Origin of the sequence: Azoarcus sp. CIB (genome assembly GCF_001190925.1) — a bacterium.
Classification (GTDB): domain Bacteria; phylum Pseudomonadota; class Gammaproteobacteria; order Burkholderiales; family Rhodocyclaceae; genus Aromatoleum.
This window is the reverse complement of the sequence record NZ_CP011072.1, coordinates 880,318-897,335: the sequence shown is the minus strand read 5'-3', so window position 1 is coordinate 897,335 and position 17,018 is coordinate 880,318. Positions and strand designations below refer to the sequence as shown.

Here is a 17,018-nt window from a genome sequence, read left to right as displayed (position 1 = left end):
CTCCTCAGCGCGTGGCGCCGGCAGGCTGGTGCGCGGCACTCCCCTTCGCCGGCTCGGCGGCGGGCGGCGCGGCCGGCGGGATGGCGAGAGCCGGCGCGTTCCGGTTTGCCTCGCCCGCACGCGCCTGTAGCAGGCGCAGCGCGGCGATGCTCTCGACCGGCGCCGGCTGCTCCACCTTGACCGGCATTGCCGCGAGGACTGCCAGTTCGGACAGGGTCTCCTGCACCTTGGCGTCGCGCTTGTCGAAGTAGCGTCCGACCCAGTTCTGTGCCTGAGCGAGATCCGCCGAGAAGGTGCGCCCGTCGCGCGCCAGTAGTGCCAGGCGGGCGGTCAGCAGCCGGATCTTGAGGTTCTCGCGCAGGTAGGTGCTCTGCGCCGGCGCGAGCAGAACCGGCTCGGGCTGGTCGAGACGCTCGATGCGCACCAGCGCGAGGATCTCGTGCCACACCTCGTGCGCCACGCCCTGGATGAAATCCATCGGCGACGGCGCGGCAGCGGCCGGTGCAGCGGCAGTGCCGGCATCGGCGGACGGCTGCGCAGCGAGTTCGCCGGCAAACGCCAAGGGCAAGGCATCGGCACGTTCCAGCAGACCTTCGAGGCGCAGCGCGATGCCCGGCACGTCCACCTGCGGCGCGGCTTTCAGCATTTCGATATCGCGCGCCAGCGCGCGCCGCAACGGCAGCAGCTGGCCGGCATCCTGCGCGGCGACGCGTGCCTCGGCCCCTTGCAGGGCGATCAGCGCGGCCTCGGCATTGCCGGCGAGCTGCAGCTGCTGCGCCGCCATCGCCACGGCGTATTCGGCCTCGGCGATGACACGATCCTCGCGCGTGCGCGAGAACTGCTGGTACAGGGTCTCGAGCGCCGCCGCCTGGCCCTCGGTGGCCGCCACCTGGGCCTCCAGCGCACCGAGCTTGCCCTGCAGCGCGGCGATCGCCTCCTGCTGCTGGCGACCGAGTGCGCGATATTCGGTCACGGCCGATTCGCCCGCGGTGAGGCGCAGGGCGACTTCCTCGCGCACGGCAGCAACGCCGCCACGCATGTCGTAGACGTACCAGCCGAGCACACCGGTCGCGACGAGTGCAAGCACTGCGATCCCGGCGGCGAGGCCGCCACCGGAACTTCGACCGGCGGCGGACGGCCGCGCGGCCGCTTCACGATTCGAAGCCGGGGAGGTTTCGGACGGACTGTTTTGGGTGAGCGCGGATTGTTCTTGGTTCATGGCCTGAGTGTAACCGAGGCGTGCCGAAAATGAGACTCGAGGGCGCCGAGGAGCCCGTCATCGCCCGCCGGCGTCTCGAGGACGAGCTCGAAACCGGCCGCGCGTGCGTGCGCAACGATGCGCGGATGAGGAGCGAAGATGGCGACCGTGCGCAGCACCGGCCAGCCGTCGTCACCGACGATGGTGCGCAGGTTGCCGACACCTTCGCTGCTCGTCAGCGTGATCGCGTCGAGGCGTCCGTCGGCAGCTAGGCGCAGCAAGGGTGCAGGATCGATCGCGGGGCAGTAGCGGCGGTAGCACGTGACGTACTCGACCGTCGCGCTCCGTTCGCGCAGCGTCTCGCCGAGGAGGTCGCGCCCGCCGTCGCCACGGAAGACCACGACGCGCCTGCCGGCGACCGCGTCCGCCCCAAACTCCGGCAGGGCCAGCACGGACTCGCTGTCGAAGCCGCTCTGCGGGGCGATGACATCCTTGAAGCCGTAGCCCGCCAGCGCCCGCTCGCTGCCCTTGCCGACGGTGGCGACGCGCAGCCCGGCGGGCCACGCGCGACGCGCGAGGATGGGGCCGACGGCATGGCTCACGGCATTCGGGCTGACGAAGAACGCGAGATCGAACCCGTCCAGCCGGGCAATGACGTCATCGAGGGCGCGGCCGTCCTCGGGTTCGCCGATCGCGAGCACCGGAAAGCGCAGCGCAATCCCGCCGCGCGCCTCGATCGCCGCACACAGGCTGTCGGCCTGCCCGGTCGGCCGGGTCACCACGATGTGGCGCCCGGACAGCGTTGCCGCGGTCATGATCGCCACCGTCGCGGCCGGCCTCAGCCGATCTGGGCGAGGATGCCCTCGGCCCCCTGCTCGCGCAGGTCGGCCGCCAGCGCCAGACCCAGCGCCTCGCAGTCCGCGGGATTACCTTCGAGCTCGGCGCGCACGATGCGGCTACCGTCGGGCAGCGCGACGAAACCGCGCAGCCACAGCTTGCCCGCGCGGATCTCCGCGTAGGCACCCAGCGGCACCTCGCAGCTGCCGGCGAGCGCGCGCGACACGGCACGCTCGGCGCGCACGCATGCCGAGGTGTCGGCGTCGTTCAGGGGCGCCAGCCAGGCAGCGACGTCCTTGCGGCTCGCCAGGCATTCGATGCCCAGCGCGCCCTGGCCGGCGGCCGGCAGCGACACCGTGGACGGCAGTTCGCAGCGGATGCGATCGGCCAGGCCGAGGCGCTTCAGGCCGGCCGCGGCGAGGATGATCGCGTCGTACTGCCCCTCGTCGAGCTTGCGCAGGCGGGTGTCGAGGTTGCCGCGCAGGCTGGTCACGGCGAGCATCGGATACATCGCGTGCAGCTGCGATTCGCGCCGCAGCGAGGACGTTCCGACCACGGCACCCGGCGGCAGTTCGTCGAGGCTCGCGTAGCGCGGCGACACGAAGGCGTCGAGCGGCACTTCGCGCTCCGAGATGCACGGCAGCGCGAACGGCTCCGCGAGCTGCATCGGCACGTCCTTCATCGAATGCACGGCGATGTCGGCGCGCCCTTCGAGCAGTGCTGCCTCGAGCTCCTTCACGAACAGGCCCTTGCCCCCGACCTTGGCCAGCGGCCGATCGAGGATCTGGTCGCCGCGGGTCGTCATGCCCAGCAGCTCGACGCGGCAACCGGGGTACAGCGCCTCGAGGCGGGCCTTGACGTGCTCGGCCTGCCACAGCGCGAGCCGGCTTTCGCGGGTGGCGATTACGATGCGTTCGGGCGGGTTGAATTCGGCGGAAGTTGCGCTCACGGTAAACGGACTCGTCGACAGATGATTTAGGATCCTGACAGGCGCGGCACATACCGCGTTGCAACATCAGGGTTCGCGCCAATGGCGCCGCAGCAAAACAGCATTCTAGCATGGACGTCCGAGCACACCTCTCGCCCCCGAACCCCAACACCGCAACGGAAACATCATGACCCAGGACAAGGACGCACCACTGCGCGAAGACATCCGACTGCTCGGCCGCATGCTCGGGGACACCGTGCGCGACCAGCAGGGCGAAGCCGTGTTCGGCCTCATCGAACGCATCCGCCAGACCTCGGTGCGCTTCCGCCGCGACGACGACCGCGCCGCGCGCCAGGAACTCGAAGGCATCCTCGATGCGCTGTCGCGCGAACAGACGATCCAGGTCGCGCGGGCGTTCAGCTATTTCTCGCACCTCGCCAACATCGCCGAGGACCAGCATCACATCCGCCGCAGCCGCGCCCACCTCATCGCCGGCTCTGCGCCGCGCGAAGGCAGCCTCGCGCATGCGCTCGCGCGCGCCTTCGCCGGGGGCCACGAGGCATCGGCGCTGGCGGCGTTCTTCGACACCGCTTCGATCTCGCCGGTGCTCACGGCCCACCCGACCGAAGTCCAGAGGAAGAGCATCCTCAACTGCGAGACCGACATCGCCCGCCTGCTCGACCGGCGCGACCGCATGGTGCTCACGCCCGAGGAGCGCGAGCACAGCGAGGAAGCCATGCGCCGCGCCGTGCTGATCCTGTGGCAGACGCGCATGCTGCGCCCGGCCAAGCTGTCGGTGGTCGACGAGGTCGCCAACGGCCTGTCGTACTTCGATGCGACCTTCCTGCGCGAGGTCCCGCGCCTCTACGCCGACCTCGAAGACCAGCTCGCGAAGCGCGACCCGGCGCTGGGCGCGCTCGAACTGCCCGCCTTCCTGCGCGTGGGCAGCTGGATCGGCGGCGACCGCGACGGCAATCCCTTCGTCACGGCCGAGGTGCTCGAACGCGCGCTCGCGATGCAGTCCGCCGCCGTACTCGGTTTCTACCTCGACGAGTTGCACACGCTGGGCGCGCGCCTGTCACTCGCAACTGGCCTCGTGAGCGCCTCGGACGGACTTCTCGGGCTCGCGGAGCGCTCGCCCGACCTATCTCCGCACCGCAAGGACGAGCCCTACCGGCGCGCGATCTCCGGCATCTACGCGCGCCTCGCGGCGACCCACCGCCTGCTGCTCGGCAGCGAACCGCCCCGTCACGCGGTCGCGGACGCCGAGCCCTACCTGACCGCGTACGAACTGTCCGAGGATCTCGACATCCTCCACCGCTCGCTCGTCGCCAACGGCTCGGCCGCCCTCGCGCGCGGCCGCCTGCGCCTGCTGCGCCGCGCCGTGCGCGTGTTCGGCTTCCACCTCGCGCCGATCGACCTGCGCCAGAATTCGGACGTGCACGAGCGGGTCGTCGCCGAGTTGCTGGCGACCGCCCAGCCGGGCACCGATTACCGTGCGCTGGACGAGTCGGGCCGCTGCGCGGCCCTCATCGCCGAACTGTCCACGCCGCGGCTGCTCGCCTCGCCGCACGTGCGCTACTCTGACGAGACCGAGGGCGAACTGGCGATCTTCCGCGCCGCCCGCCGCGCGCACCTGCGCTTCGGCAAGGAGGCGATCACGAACTGCATCATCTCCAAGACCGACGACGTCTCGGACCTCCTCGAGCTCGCGCTGCTGTTGAAGGAAGCGGGCCTGCTGCGCCCGCACGAGCAGGCGCTCGACGTGAACATCATCCCGCTGTTCGAGACCATCGAGGACCTCGCGAACGCGCCGACGGTCATGGACCGCCTGTTCGCGTTGCCGGCCTACATGAGCCTGCTGGAATCGCGCGAGCGGATGCAGGAGATCATGCTGGGCTACTCCGACAGCAACAAGGACGGCGGCTTCCTCACCTCCGGCTGGTCGCTGTACAAGGCCGAGATCGGACTCGTCGAGGTGTTTGCCAAGCACGGCGTGCACCTGCGCCTCTTCCACGGCCGCGGCGGCTCCGTCGGCCGCGGCGGCGGCCCGAGCTACCAGGCCATCCTCGCGCAGCCCGGCGGCGCCGTGCAGGGCCGCATCCGCCTCACCGAGCAGGGCGAGGTCATCGCGGCGAAGTACAACAACCCGGAGGTCGGCCGCCGCAACCTCGAGGTGCTGGTCGCCGCGACGCTGGAAGCGAGCCTGCTGTCCGACAACGCCCCCGCGCCGCGCGCCGAATTCCTCGACACCATGCAGGCGCTGTCGGACGCGGCCTTCGCCGCCTATCGCGGCCTGGTGTACGAAACCGAGGGCTTCGAGCGCTACTTCTGGGAGTCGACGGTGATCTCCGAGATCGCCGAGCTCAACATCGGCTCGCGCCCCGCCTCGCGCAAGAAGGGCACGCGCATCGAGGACCTGCGCGCGATCCCGTGGGTGTTCAGCTGGGCGCAGTGCCGCCTGATGCTGCCCGGCTGGTTCGGCTTCGGCGCGGCGGTGAAGGCGTGGCGCGCGGCCCATCCCGACGACGGCCTCGCACGGCTGCAGGCGATGTACAAGGAGTGGTCGTTCTTCGCGACGCTGCTGTCGAACATGGACATGGTGCTGGCAAAGTCCGACCTCGCGATCGCCTCGCGCTACGCCGGCCTGGTCAAGGACCCGGCGCTGCGCGACGCGATCTTCGGCCGCATCCGCACCGAATGGCAGGACACCGTCGACGCGCTGCTCGCCATCACCGGCCAGAAGGAACTCCTCGACGACAACCCGCTGCTCAAGCGCTCGATCCGCAACCGCTTCCCCTATCTCGATCCGCTCAACCACGTGCAGGTCGAACTGCTGCGCCGCCACCGCGACGGCCACGACGACGCGCGCGTGCGGCTGGGCATCCACATCTCGATCAACGGGGTCGCGGCGGGCCTGCGCAACAGCGGCTGACGGGGGGAACGGTCTTCAGATCCCCAGCACCTGCCTCACCGCCGGCCACTGCCGGCGGCTGACCGGCAGGCCTTCGGGCAAGCCGGTCAGCAGGATGTCCCAGTGCGGCTCGCCGTCGTGCTCGCCCGCTCGCTCCACGCCGACCACGGCCGCGCGCGCGACGAGGCAATTGCGATGGATGCGCAGGAAGCGGCCGGCGAACTCCTGCTCCAGCTGCACCAGCGACTCGTCGAGCAGGTACTCGCGCTCGGCCGTCCGCGCCGTCACGTATTTCAGCTCCGCACGCAGGAACAGCACGTCCGCAACTGGCACCAGCAGGATGCGGCCGCGCTCGTTGACGCCGAAATGCTGCCGCGCACCGGGCGCCAGCGCGGCGAGTGCCGCATCCGCCAGCGGCTGGCGCCGGCGCACCTTCGCCAGCGCCTCGGCGAGGCGCTGCGCCCGCACCGGCTTCAGCAGGTAATCGATCGCAGACAGTTCGAAGGCCTGCACCGCGTACTCATCGTAAGCCGTCGTGAAGATCACAGCCGGGGGCTTATCCAGGCGGCCGAGATGGCGGGCGAGCTCGACGCCGTCCATCACCGGCATGCGGATGTCGGCCAGCACGACGTCGGCCGGCTCGCACTCGAGCAGACGCAGCGCCTCGACGCCATTGGCCGCGACACCGACGACGGCGGTCGGCTGCTCCTGCGCGATGTCACCAAGCAGGTCGCGCAGGCGCGCGCGTGCCGGCGCCTCGTCGTCGACGATAACCACGCGCAACGCCTGGACCGACTCCATCGAAGAACCTCCCCGCCCCCACGATTCGCGCCCCGCCGGCGAACCGGCGCCCAGGGCATGCGGGGCTTTTGCTTTATAATTTTGGCCTGTTTGCGCGGCGCCAGCGACAACCGGCGCCCCGCTCCGCGACGGCCGCATCCGGCCGCGCCACACCACTGACGGACATTATGACAGACACCACTTCCTCGCAGCCGGCCAAGGCCTGGTCGGGCCGCTTCACCGAGCCGGTCTCGGATCTCGTCAAACGCTACACCGCCTCGGTGTTCTTCGACCAGCGCATGGCGCGCCAGGACATCCGCGGCTCGCTCGCGCACGCGAAGATGCTCGCGCGCCAGGGCATCATCGGCGCGCAGGACCTCGCCGACATCGAGCGCGGCATGACGCAGATCCTCGGCGAGATCGAGCGCGGCGAATTCGGCTGGAACCTCGACGACGAGGATGTGCACCTCAACATCGAGAAGCGCCTCACCGCGCTGGTCGGCGACGCCGGCAAGCGCCTGCACACCGGGCGCAGCCGCAACGACCAGGTCGCGACCGACATCCGCCTGTGGCTGCGCGACGCGATCGACCAGATCCTCGTGCTGATCGGCGACTTCCAGAAGAACCTGCTCGACGTCGCCGAGGCCAACGCCGCGACGGCGATGCCCGGTTTCACGCACCTGCAGGTCGCCCAGCCGGTCACTTTTGGCCATCACCTGATGGCCTACTACGAGATGAGCCGCCGTGACGCCGAGCGCTTCGCCGACTGCCGCAAGCGCGTCAATCGCCTGCCGCTCGGCAGCGCCGCGCTGGCCGGCACCAGCTACCCGATCGACCGCGAGTTCGTCGCGCAGGAACTGGGCTTCGACGAGGTCTGCTACAACTCGCTCGACGCCGTCAGCGACCGCGACTTTGCGATCGAATTCTGCGCCGCCTCGGCGCTGCTGATGACCCACCTGTCGCGCTTCTCCGAGGAACTGATCCTGTGGATGAGCCCGCGCGTGGGCTTCATCGACCTCGCCGACCGCTTCTGCACCGGCAGCTCGATCATGCCGCAGAAGAAGAACCCGGACGTCCCCGAGCTCGTGCGCGGCAAGACCGGGCGCGTCAACGGCAGCCTGATCGCGCTGCTGACGCTGATGAAGGGCCAGCCGCTCGCGTACAACAAGGACAACCAGGAAGACAAGGAACCGCTGTTCGACACCGCCGACACGGTGATCGACACGCTGCGCATCTACGCCGACATGATCACCGGCATCCGCGTGAAGGCCGATGCGATGCGAGATGCGCTGAAGCAGGGCTACGCGACCGCGACGGACCTCGCCGACTACCTGGTCAAGAACGGCCTGCCCTTCCGCGACGCGCACGAAGCGGTCGCGCTCGCGGTGCGCGCGGCCGACGTGAAGGGTTGCGACCTGCCGCAATTCACGCTCGACGAGCTGCGCGCGGCGATGGCGCATGTGCCGGGCGCAGCCGAGCGCGTGAAGGACGACGTCTTCGCGGTGCTCACCGTCGAAGGCTCGCTCGCCTCGCGCAAGCACATCGGCGGCACGGCCCCCGAGCAGGTCCGCGCCGCGATCGCGCGGGCGCGCAGCACCCTGGCTTGACGCCCGGCTGCCGATGGAACGGATCGGCAGATACGAAGTAAGGCGCCCGCTCGGTGCGGGCGCCACCAGTTCCGTTCATCTGGCGTGGGACCCCTTCGCCGGACGCGAGGTCGCGATCAAGCGCATCCATCCCGAGATCCTGCGCGATCCGCAACGCGGACGCATCTATCGCCACCTCCTGATGAACGAGGTTGCGCTCGCCGGGAAGCTGATCCACCCCCACATCGTACGCACCTTCGATGCGCACATCGACGACGAGGATGGCTGGATCGTCATGGAGTTCGTCGGCGGCGGCACGCTCGCGGACTTCTGCACGCCCGATGCGCTGCTGCCATTCGATCGCCTGATCGAGATCATCTTCAAGTGCACCCGCGCGCTCGACTACGCGTTCCGCCGCGGGATCACCCACCGCGACATCAAGCCGGCAAACATCCTGTTGACCGCCCGCGACGGTCAGGACATCAAGATTTCCGACTTCGGCGCCGCCTTCGACATCGCGAGCGACCGCACGCAGCTTGCCTCGGTCGGCTCGCCCGCCTACATGTCGCCGCAACAGGTGCGCGAAATGCCGCTGGACCAGCAGACGGACATCTATTCGCTCGGCGTCGTCATGTACCAGTTGCTCACCGGCCACCTGCCGTTCGAAGCGGACAACCAGTTCAGCCTGCTGTACAGCATCGCGCACGACGAGGCCCCCCCGGCCACCTCGATCAGACCCGACATTCCCGATGCGCTGGCGGCCATCGTGCGGCGCGCGATCGAGAAGGATCTCGCGCGCCGCTACCGCGACTGGCCGGAGTTCGCGCACGATCTTGCCTGCGCGTTTCGCAATCGCGCCGCGACGTCCATCCACGCCCCCATTCCAGACGCGGAAAAATTCCAGACCCTGCGCCGCCTCACCTTCTTCCGCAACTTCAGCGACGTGGAACTATGGGAAGTGATTGGCCTGTCGCGCTGGACCCGGGTGCAGCCCGGCACGGTCGTACTCCGCGAAGGCGAACCGGGTGACCACTTCTGTTTCATCGCCGCCGGCGAGGCGCGCGTCAGGAAGCGCGGACGCCTGCTCAACCTCCTCAGCGAGGGCGAGTGCTTCGGCGAGATGTCCCTGTTCGCGGCCGGCGGCTCAGTGCGTTCGGCTTCCGTCGAGGCGGTCACCACGCTCGAAATCCTCCGCATCGACGCGCAAGCCCTCAACCGGGCATCCGATACGACGCGCATGCACTTCTACAAGGGATTTCTGGAGGTGCTGGCAACACGCCTGTCGCTCGCCAATTCGCGCATCGCCAATGTATAGCACCGGCATGACGAAGGTCACGGCGCCATTGCCCTTCCGCTTGAAGCGGCCGGGCCGGTCGGCTAGGTTAGGGACGACGGATACCGTCGCATGGGGTTAGGCGAGCAAACGTCGGATTTATTTACACTCCCCCGGAACCAGCACACCTCGATAACAATAAGTTGTTAAATATCAGCCCCCTGGAGCACACACCAATTCGGCATGAATCGTGCTCGAATACATGCGACCAGGCACGAGCAACGAAAATTGCCATCAGGGACCAAAAAAATGGGGACGCCCCCGAAACCGTGCGATACCAGCCGTAGCGAGCTTCCCGAAAGAACGGCGGCGTCCCCATCCACGGGTTCTCGTCGTCGCTTCATCGGGGCGACTGCAGGCGGAGTCGGCGTGCTACTGGCCGTGCAGGCGAGATCTGCGCTCGGCGGCACCTGTCTGAGTCCGTCTGCGCTGGTGAGCGGCAACCTGAGTCACCCGGCAGACGGCCTGAACTGCACTGGCGGCCTGTCACCAACCGTCTGGAAACTGCAGGGCACTCAAGGTCAGATGGCCAATCCCTGGCCGGCCGGATTCACCGCACCCACTTTCAACACGACGCTGACAGATTCAACCGGTTGCAACGGGGGGCACGATATCGCCAACCCGAAAGACGTGATTGCCGTTGATCTGTCTGGCAACCCCATGATCGGGACCCCGGTGGATCAGGTGTTGCCGGGCGCACCGGGCAATACCGGCATCTGGGAGGTATTGGCCTTCCCTGACTTCTTCACGTCCCCGTCCGGGGAATTGATGAGCCATCTGCTGGCCGCGTGGTTCAATGCCCTCGCTTTCCCGGGCTATCCGGTGAAGACTTGGCACATTTCGGAAATGTGGGAGGCCCTGAAAGGCGGCGGAACGTATTGCCCGTCGAACTTGGCCTGCAATACCGATATGGGATTGACCACGTCGGACGTCATCGCCTACCTCACGACCACCTATGATCTGACATCCGGCCTGGTCGCGGTGTGCACAACCAATGGAAGCAGCCTCTCAAGCGACGGCAACATCGGCACCGGCAAGAAGAAGTAAGCCGTGCCGGGCATGAAATTGCAGATCCGCGACGACGCCATGCTGCAGGGATTTCCCGGCCGCACGATCCTCTGCTCGCCGGACTGGCGTGAAGACCATGCGACGGTGCTGTTCGACGGCAACTCCGGCGATTACTGGATCGTCTCGCCGCTCGCACGGGAAATCGTGAGGCTGTCGACCAATGCAGATCTGCAGAGCGTCGAGGCGCTTGTCGCTCACATCGTCGCACACGGGGACGAAATCGGAGATTTCGACGGCAGCGCAACGACGATCCGACGTGTGATCAATGAACTGGTGCAGCTGTCAATTCTCGCGCACACTTGATCGCAACGCGTTCCGCATTGCGAGCTGGCTAAAGGATTGATCGACACCACCCTACATCTCGCCCCGGTCACGGTGCGCGTGCGTGCGCCTTTCGGCGCGGTGCGCCAGCATCTCGAGACGTTCTACCCCGAGGCGATGCAAGCGCCCGGAAGGACGAAGCGGTTCATCGATTTCGACATTCGCATCGAGCGTGGAGCCGGATGGCGGCGCTGGCTGCGCCCGCAAGCGCGTTTCCTGCTGGACCACGTCGAGCCCTTCCTGCCGCTACCGGCCGATCAAGCCGCGCCGTTGTTCGAATGGGGACTCAACTGGGGCATCGCCTCGCGCCCGCTCGGCTATCTCGTCATGCATGCCGCGGTCGTCGCACGGGATGGCGATGCGCTCGTCATGCCCGGTTCGCCGGGGGCGGGGAAGAGCACGCTGTGCGCGGCGCTGACCTTCATCGATGGATGGCGACTGCTGTCCGACGAACTCGCAATCCTCGCTCCAGCCTGCGGCACGCTGCAACCCAACCCGCGACCGATCAGCCTGAAAAACGAATCGATAGAAATCGTTTCACGCTTTCCCGGCGCGACGCTCGGCCCGCGCTATACGGACACGCGCAAGGGTACGATCAGCCATGCCGCGCCGCCCCCCGCCTCGCGCGCCGCGGCCGAGCACCAGGCACGTTGTCGCTGGGTGGTGTTTCCCCGCTTCGCCGCCGAGTCGGCCCCCTCCTGCGAGGAGATCGGCCGCGCCGAGGCCTTCGCGCGCATTGCGGAACAGTCGTTCAACCGCGACCGTATGGGTGAAACCGGTTTTCGCGCGCTGTGCGACATGCTCGACACGGCGCGCTGCTTCGACATCGTTTTCGACTCGACCGAAACGGCGCTGGCGCTGGTGCGCGACGTCACCGGGCAGTGACGCGATGAAATCGACGGCCTGCAAGCGCCTCGTTTCCATCCTCAAGACGCCCACGCAGGCGACGAAACTGGACCTTTCCGAATGGTCGCAACTGGTCGCGAGCGCACGCTCGGCAAACCTCGCCGGCCTGCTTGCCGAACGCATCGCTGCTGCAGACATCCCCGTTCCTGCCGAGGCGACACGGCATCTGGAGGCCCTCCGACAGCTTAGCCGTCGCCAGACGCAGTCGGTGCGCTGGGAAGTACATGGATTGCAGCGCGCGCTTTGCCAGCTCGGCATTCCGGTGGTGCTGCTGAAAGGGGCCGCCTATGCGGTATCCGACCATCCGGTCGGGCGCGGGCGCCTGTTCGGCGACATCGACATCCTCGTGCCGCACCACGCCCTCGGCGACGTCGAGCTGCGCCTGATGGTCGCCGGCTGGGCGTCGGGCAAGAACTCGCCCTACGACCAGCGCTACTACCGCACGTGGATGCACGAGTTGCCGCCGATGGTGAACGTGCGGCGCGGCACTGTGCTCGACGTCCATCACACGATCCTGCCGCTTACGTCACGGCACAGCCCCGACGCCGAAACGATCATCCGGGCGGCCTCCGCGCTGCCCGATCTGCCCGCAGTCCGCATCCCGCGCCCCGAGCACCTGCTGATCCACAGCATCGTGCACCTGCTGCACGAAGGCGAACTCCACAACGGCCTGCGCGATCTTTTTGATATCGACGGGCTCCTGCGCATGGGCGCCAACGAAGCCGATTTCTGGACGCGCGTCGTCGACGCCTCACGCACGCTCGACGTCGTCGCGCCGGTCGCATTCGGCCTGCACCTTGCCAGGCATCTGCTCGACAGCCCGATTCCGCCGCATGTGCTTGCGGACATGCGAAATGCCGCGGGCGGACCGGCCTCGCGCCTGCTGACGATGCTGTACACGACCGCGATCCGCCCCGAGAACGAGGCGGGCGAGAGCCCCGCAGCGACGCTCGCCCGCTTCGCGATCTACGTCCGCGCCCATTGGCTGCGGATGCCGCCGCATCTCCTGCTGCGCCACCTCGCGCACAAGTCGATCGCGCGGCTCAGAAAAGACGAGCCCGCCGTCGAAGGGCGGGCCTGATATCGATACCTGCGCGATCCCCGCGCGGCCGGACGCCGCACCGGGGGAAACTGATTACTTGACGCCGGCTTCGCCGAGCATCGTCTTCAGTTCGCCGTTCTCGTACATCTCGCGCATGATGTCGCAGCCACCGACAAACTCGCCCTTGATGTAGAGCTGCGGAATCGTCGGCCAGTTGGCGTATTCCTTGATGCCGTTGCGGATGTCTTCGTTCTCGAGCACGTTCACCGAGAACAGATCGCTCACGCCCAGGTTCTTGAGGATCTGCACCGCCGTCGCGGAAAAGCCGCACATCGGAAACTGGGGCGTACCCTTCATGTAGAGCACGACCGGGTTGTTGGTGACCTGCTCGCGAATGACGTTCTGGATGTCCATGGTGCCGTTCCAAAAGTTGAGTAATTAACTCGGGAAATTCTAGGGATTGCTGCTCCGGCCGTCAATAGCAAAACTGCGGCCAAACCGCGGCACCCATTCAGCGCGGCTCGCCACGTCCCAGCCACTGGCCGCCCGACACGCGTTCGATGCCGCCGAGATCCTTCCATGACGAGATCGACGAGAATCCCGCGTCGGTAAGCAGGCCGCGCACGGCCGCCGCCTGATCGTAACCATGCTCCATGAAGAGCCAGCCGCCGGGCTCAAGGTGGCGCGGCGCCTGCGCGGCGATGGCCGCGAGGTCGTCCAGCCCCTGCGGCCCCGCGGCCAGCGCGGTCCCCGGTTCGAAGCGCACGTCGCCCTCGCTCAAGTGCGGGTCGCCCGCCGCAACATACGGAGGGTTGGCCACGATCAGCTGGTAGCGGTCACCCCCCAGTTGCGAAAACCAGTCGCCGAGCACGAAGGACACGCTCGCCTTGAGGCGCGCGGCATTGGCCATCGCGACCAGCAAGGCCTCGCGCGAGCGATCCACCGCCGTCACGTCCGCGTCGGGCAACTCGAGCGCCAGCGTCACGGCCAGCGCGCCGCTGCCCGTGCCGAGATCGAGCACCCGCGTGCGCGGCTTGTCGCCGAAATGCGCCAGCGCCAGCTCGATCAGCAGCTCGGTGTCCGGTCGCGGGATCAGCACCGCCGGGCCAACCATGAAGGGGTGCCCATAGAACTCGCGCTCGCCGATCAGGTAGGCCACCGGCTCGCCGGCCTCGCGGCGCTCGACCAGGCTGCGGAACTCCGTCCATTCGCGCTCGTCGAGCCGCGCCTCCGGGTAGGCCGCGAGGCGCGCCGACGAACATTGCAGCACATGGCGCAGCAGAACCCGCGCATCGACGACGGCGATGCGGGCACGCGCCCAGTTGAGTACGCCGGCGATGTCCGGTGCCGCGTCGGGAGCATCCATCAACGCCTCCACCGGGGCGACATCATCGAACGCGGCAGCACGGCCATCTCACTCACCGGCGAGCGCCGCCAGCAGCTCGGCCTGATGTTCTGCCGTGAGCGCGCCGACCAGCTCGTCGATCTCGCCCTCCATGACCGCGTCCAGCTTGTACAGCGTGAGATTGATGCGGTGATCGGTGACGCGGCCCTGCGGAAAGTTGTAGGTGCGGATGCGCTCGGAACGGTCGCCGCTGCCGACGAGGCTCTTGCGCGTCGCGGCCTCGCGGGCCTGCTGCTCGCGCAACTGCATGTCGTGGATGCGCGCGGCCAGCACCGACATCGCCTGCGCCTTGTTGCGGTGCTGCGAACGGTCGTCCTGGCATTCGACGACGATGCCCGTGGGCAGGTGGGTGATGCGCACCGCCGAATCGGTCTTGTTGATATGCTGCCCGCCCGCGCCGCTTGCACGGAAGGTGTCGATGCGCAGATCCGCCGGGTTGATATTGACGGCCTCGAGCTCGTCGGCCTCGGGCATCACCGCAACCGTGCAGGCGGAGGTGTGGATGCGCCCTTGCGTCTCCGTCGCCGGCACCCGCTGCACCCGGTGTCCGCCGGATTCGAACTTCAGTCTCGAATACGCGCCGCCGCCGACCACGCGCACGATGACCTCCTTGTAGCCGCCGAGATCCGATTCGCTCGCCGACACGACCTCGACCTTCCAGCGCTGCCGTTCGGCGTAGCGCGTATACATGCGCAGCAGGTCGCCGGCGAACAGCGCCGCCTCGTCGCCGCCGGTCCCGGCGCGGATCTCGAGGAACAGGTTGCGCTCGTCGTCGGGGTCGCGCGGCAACAGCGCGCGCTGCAGTTCGTCCTCCAGCGCCGCGATCCGTTCCGCGCAGGTCGCCAACTCCATCTCGGCCAGTTCGCGCATTTCTACATCGGCAAGCATGTCGCGGGCGCTCGCCGCATCGCTCGCGGTCTTGCGCCAGGCCTCGTAAAGCGCCACGACAGGCTCGATCTCCGCGCGCTCGCGCCCGAGCGCGCGGAAGGCGTCCATGTCGTGCGCGGCATCCTCGGAGGCGAGTTCGCGATCCACTTCGGCCAGTCGACTGCTCAGGAAATCGAGCTTTTCGCGGATGCTCTGCTTCATCGGGAACCGGGAGGGGAGCACGACGGCCGGTGGCACGCCCGCAGCGGGCGCGCGCTCGGCTAGTCGTGCGAATTGAGGTTGAAGAGCTGCTGCACCACCCGCGCGGCGTCTGCCTGCTGCTCACCCTCGGACTGGTTGAGGAAGCGGGTCGGGCCGTGCATCAGCTTGTTGATAAGGCCGTGGCTCAGGGCATCGAGCACCTTGTGCGGGTCCTCGCCCTTCGCGAGCAACTTGCTTGCACGTTCGAGCTCGACGGCGCGCAGCATCTCGGCGTGCTGGCGCAGCGCCTTGATCGTGGGCACCGCATCGCGCGCCTGCATCCAGTGCAGGAAGCCATCCACGCGCGTATTGATGATTTCCTCGGCCTCGATCACCGCCTGCTGGCGCGACTCGAGACCGGCGTCGACGACTTGGGCAAGATCGTCGACCGTGTACAGGAAGACGTCGTCCAGCGCCCCGACCTCGGCTTCGATGTCGCGCGGCACCGCGAGGTCGACCATGACCATCGGCTTGTGCCGGCGCGCCTTGATCGCCCTCTCGACCATACCCAGACCGACGATGGGCAGCGGACTCGCCGTACAGGACACCACGACGTCGAACTGAGCCAGCACGTCGCCGATCGCGTCCAGCCGCATCACCTGGGCACCGAAGCGGCTCGCGACGACCTGGGCGCGCGCCTCGGTACGGTTGGCGACGACCATCTCCTTGGGGCTCGCCCCGGCGAAATGCGCGGCGCACAGCTCGATCATCTCGCCCGCACCGATGAACAGCACACGCTGGTCGCCGATGCGCTCGAAAATGCGCTCGGACAGATGCACCGCCGCCGCGGCCATCGACACGATGTTGGCGCCGATCGCCGTCGTCGAGCGCACTTCCTTGGCCACCGCGAAGGTGTTCTGGAACAGCTTGTGCAGCAGGGTACCCATCGTCCCCGCCTCTTCGGCCCGCCGCGCGGCGTCCTTGACCTGACCGAGGATCTGCGGCTCGCCCAGCACCATCGAGTCGAGGCCGCTGGCGACGCGGAACACGTGGCGGATCGCGTCGCGCTGCGGATAGGTGTACAGGTAGGGCGACACTTCCTTCAGGGACATCTGATGGAAGCGCGCCAGCCAGTCGGCGGCGTGCTGCGGCTGCTCGGTGGCGAAGTACAGTTCGGTGCGATTGCAGGTCGACAGGATCGCGGCCTCACGCACCGTGCGCGCATGCGTCAGGTCGTGCAGGGCATCGTCCAGCCGCTCGGGCTGGAACGCCACCCGCTCCCGGATACTGAGCGGGGCGGTGTGATGGTTCAAGCCAAGAGCATAAAGTTGCATGCGCGGTCGCAAATGGTGAGCTTAATCCGGCGGATTATAGCACCGCGAAAATCGCTGCAATATTGCGCGGAATCAGACGTTTCTGTTGCAGATATTGCAACGTAAACGAAAACGGGCCGGATGGAACCGGCCCGTTTTCTGATACTGGTGGCCAGGGACGGAATCGAACCGCCGACACGCGGATTTTCAATCCGCTGCTCTACCAACTGAGCTACCTGGCCGGTGAAGCGCGCATTATAGCGACTCTCAGCGCAGAGTCAAACATATTTTCTTCACGACGCTGAAATATCGCGAATAC

15 protein-coding genes and 1 tRNA gene are annotated in these 17,018 nt (G+C 67.7%); 7 read left to right on the top strand and 9 right to left on the bottom strand.

What is annotated here, in order from left to right:
- Window positions 1–4: 4 nt before the first annotated feature.
- The 3 genes from AzCIB_RS03940 to hemC all read right to left on the bottom strand — a co-directional run bounded on the left by AzCIB_RS03940 (window position 5) and on the right by hemC (window position 2,984).
- Window positions 5–1,087 (bottom strand): uroporphyrinogen-III C-methyltransferase, encoded by a 1,083-nt coding sequence (locus tag AzCIB_RS03940; protein WP_353611532.1) that lies wholly within the window; start codon window positions 1,085–1,087, stop codon window positions 5–7.
- 128 nt (window positions 1,088–1,215) lie between these two features.
- Window positions 1,216–2,013, bottom strand: coding sequence for a uroporphyrinogen-III synthase (locus AzCIB_RS03935; RefSeq protein ID WP_050418207.1), 798 nt, complete (start codon window positions 2,011–2,013; stop codon window positions 1,216–1,218).
- Between the two features lie 23 nt (window positions 2,014–2,036).
- The gene (gene hemC / locus AzCIB_RS03930; RefSeq protein ID WP_050414685.1) at window positions 2,037–2,984 is read right to left on the bottom strand and encodes a hydroxymethylbilane synthase; all 948 of its coding nucleotides are present in this window, start codon (window positions 2,982–2,984) and stop codon (window positions 2,037–2,039) included.
- A gap of 166 nt (window positions 2,985–3,150) precedes the next feature.
- Between hemC and ppc the strand changes: the two genes are divergently transcribed.
- A complete protein-coding gene (gene ppc / locus AzCIB_RS03925) occupies window positions 3,151–5,898 on the top strand; it encodes a phosphoenolpyruvate carboxylase (protein WP_050414684.1) in 2,748 nt (915 codons plus the stop codon).
- 15 nt (window positions 5,899–5,913) lie between these two features.
- Here ppc and AzCIB_RS03920 read toward each other — a convergent pair whose 3' ends face one another.
- Window positions 5,914–6,678: a LytR/AlgR family response regulator transcription factor gene (locus tag AzCIB_RS03920; RefSeq protein ID WP_050414683.1), complete on the bottom strand. Its 765-nt coding sequence runs from the start codon at window positions 6,676–6,678 to the stop codon at window positions 5,914–5,916.
- Between the two features lie 167 nt (window positions 6,679–6,845).
- On the opposite strand from AzCIB_RS03920, the gene argH reads away from it, so the two are divergent.
- The 6 genes from argH to AzCIB_RS03890 all read left to right on the top strand — a co-directional run bounded on the left by argH (window position 6,846) and on the right by AzCIB_RS03890 (window position 12,952).
- A complete protein-coding gene (gene argH / locus AzCIB_RS03915) occupies window positions 6,846–8,264 on the top strand; it encodes an argininosuccinate lyase (RefSeq protein ID WP_050414682.1) in 1,419 nt (472 codons plus the stop codon).
- A 13-nt stretch (window positions 8,265–8,277) separates the two neighbouring features.
- Window positions 8,278–9,558 carry a serine/threonine protein kinase gene (locus AzCIB_RS03910; RefSeq protein WP_050414681.1) on the top strand — a complete coding sequence of 427 codons (1,281 nt, stop codon included), beginning with the start codon at window positions 8,278–8,280 and terminating at the stop codon, window positions 9,556–9,558.
- Between the two features lie 387 nt (window positions 9,559–9,945).
- Entirely contained in the window at window positions 9,946–10,623 is a 678-nt protein-coding gene (locus AzCIB_RS03905; protein WP_157058415.1) for a hypothetical protein, read from the top strand.
- A gap of 18 nt (window positions 10,624–10,641) precedes the next feature.
- Window positions 10,642–10,947: a hypothetical protein gene (locus tag AzCIB_RS03900; RefSeq protein WP_157058414.1), complete on the top strand. Its 306-nt coding sequence runs from the start codon at window positions 10,642–10,644 to the stop codon at window positions 10,945–10,947.
- 36 nt (window positions 10,948–10,983) lie between these two features.
- On the top strand, window positions 10,984–11,850 hold the full coding sequence (locus AzCIB_RS03895) for an HprK-related kinase A (protein ID WP_050414677.1): 867 nt from the start codon (window positions 10,984–10,986) through the stop codon (window positions 11,848–11,850).
- A gap of 4 nt (window positions 11,851–11,854) precedes the next feature.
- The gene (locus tag AzCIB_RS03890; RefSeq protein WP_050414676.1) at window positions 11,855–12,952 is read left to right on the top strand and encodes a nucleotidyltransferase domain-containing protein; all 1,098 of its coding nucleotides are present in this window, start codon (window positions 11,855–11,857) and stop codon (window positions 12,950–12,952) included.
- A gap of 54 nt (window positions 12,953–13,006) precedes the next feature.
- On the opposite strand, the gene grxD is transcribed toward AzCIB_RS03890, so the two are convergent.
- The 5 genes from grxD to AzCIB_RS03865 all read right to left on the bottom strand — a co-directional run bounded on the left by grxD (window position 13,007) and on the right by AzCIB_RS03865 (window position 16,941).
- A complete protein-coding gene (gene grxD, locus AzCIB_RS03885) occupies window positions 13,007–13,327 on the bottom strand; it encodes a Grx4 family monothiol glutaredoxin (RefSeq protein ID WP_050414675.1) in 321 nt (106 codons plus the stop codon).
- A 97-nt stretch (window positions 13,328–13,424) separates the two neighbouring features.
- Entirely contained in the window at window positions 13,425–14,279 is an 855-nt protein-coding gene (gene prmC, locus AzCIB_RS03880; protein ID WP_050414674.1) for a peptide chain release factor N(5)-glutamine methyltransferase, read from the bottom strand.
- A gap of 48 nt (window positions 14,280–14,327) precedes the next feature.
- Window positions 14,328–15,407 carry a peptide chain release factor 1 gene (gene prfA, locus AzCIB_RS03875; protein WP_050414673.1) on the bottom strand — a complete coding sequence of 360 codons (1,080 nt, stop codon included), beginning with the start codon at window positions 15,405–15,407 and terminating at the stop codon, window positions 14,328–14,330.
- 59 nt (window positions 15,408–15,466) lie between these two features.
- Window positions 15,467–16,720, bottom strand: coding sequence for a glutamyl-tRNA reductase (hemA, locus tag AzCIB_RS03870; protein WP_050414672.1), 1,254 nt, complete (start codon window positions 16,718–16,720; stop codon window positions 15,467–15,469).
- A gap of 145 nt (window positions 16,721–16,865) precedes the next feature.
- A tRNA-Phe gene (locus AzCIB_RS03865) sits at window positions 16,866–16,941 on the bottom strand.
- Between the last annotated feature and the right edge of the window lie 77 nt (window positions 16,942–17,018).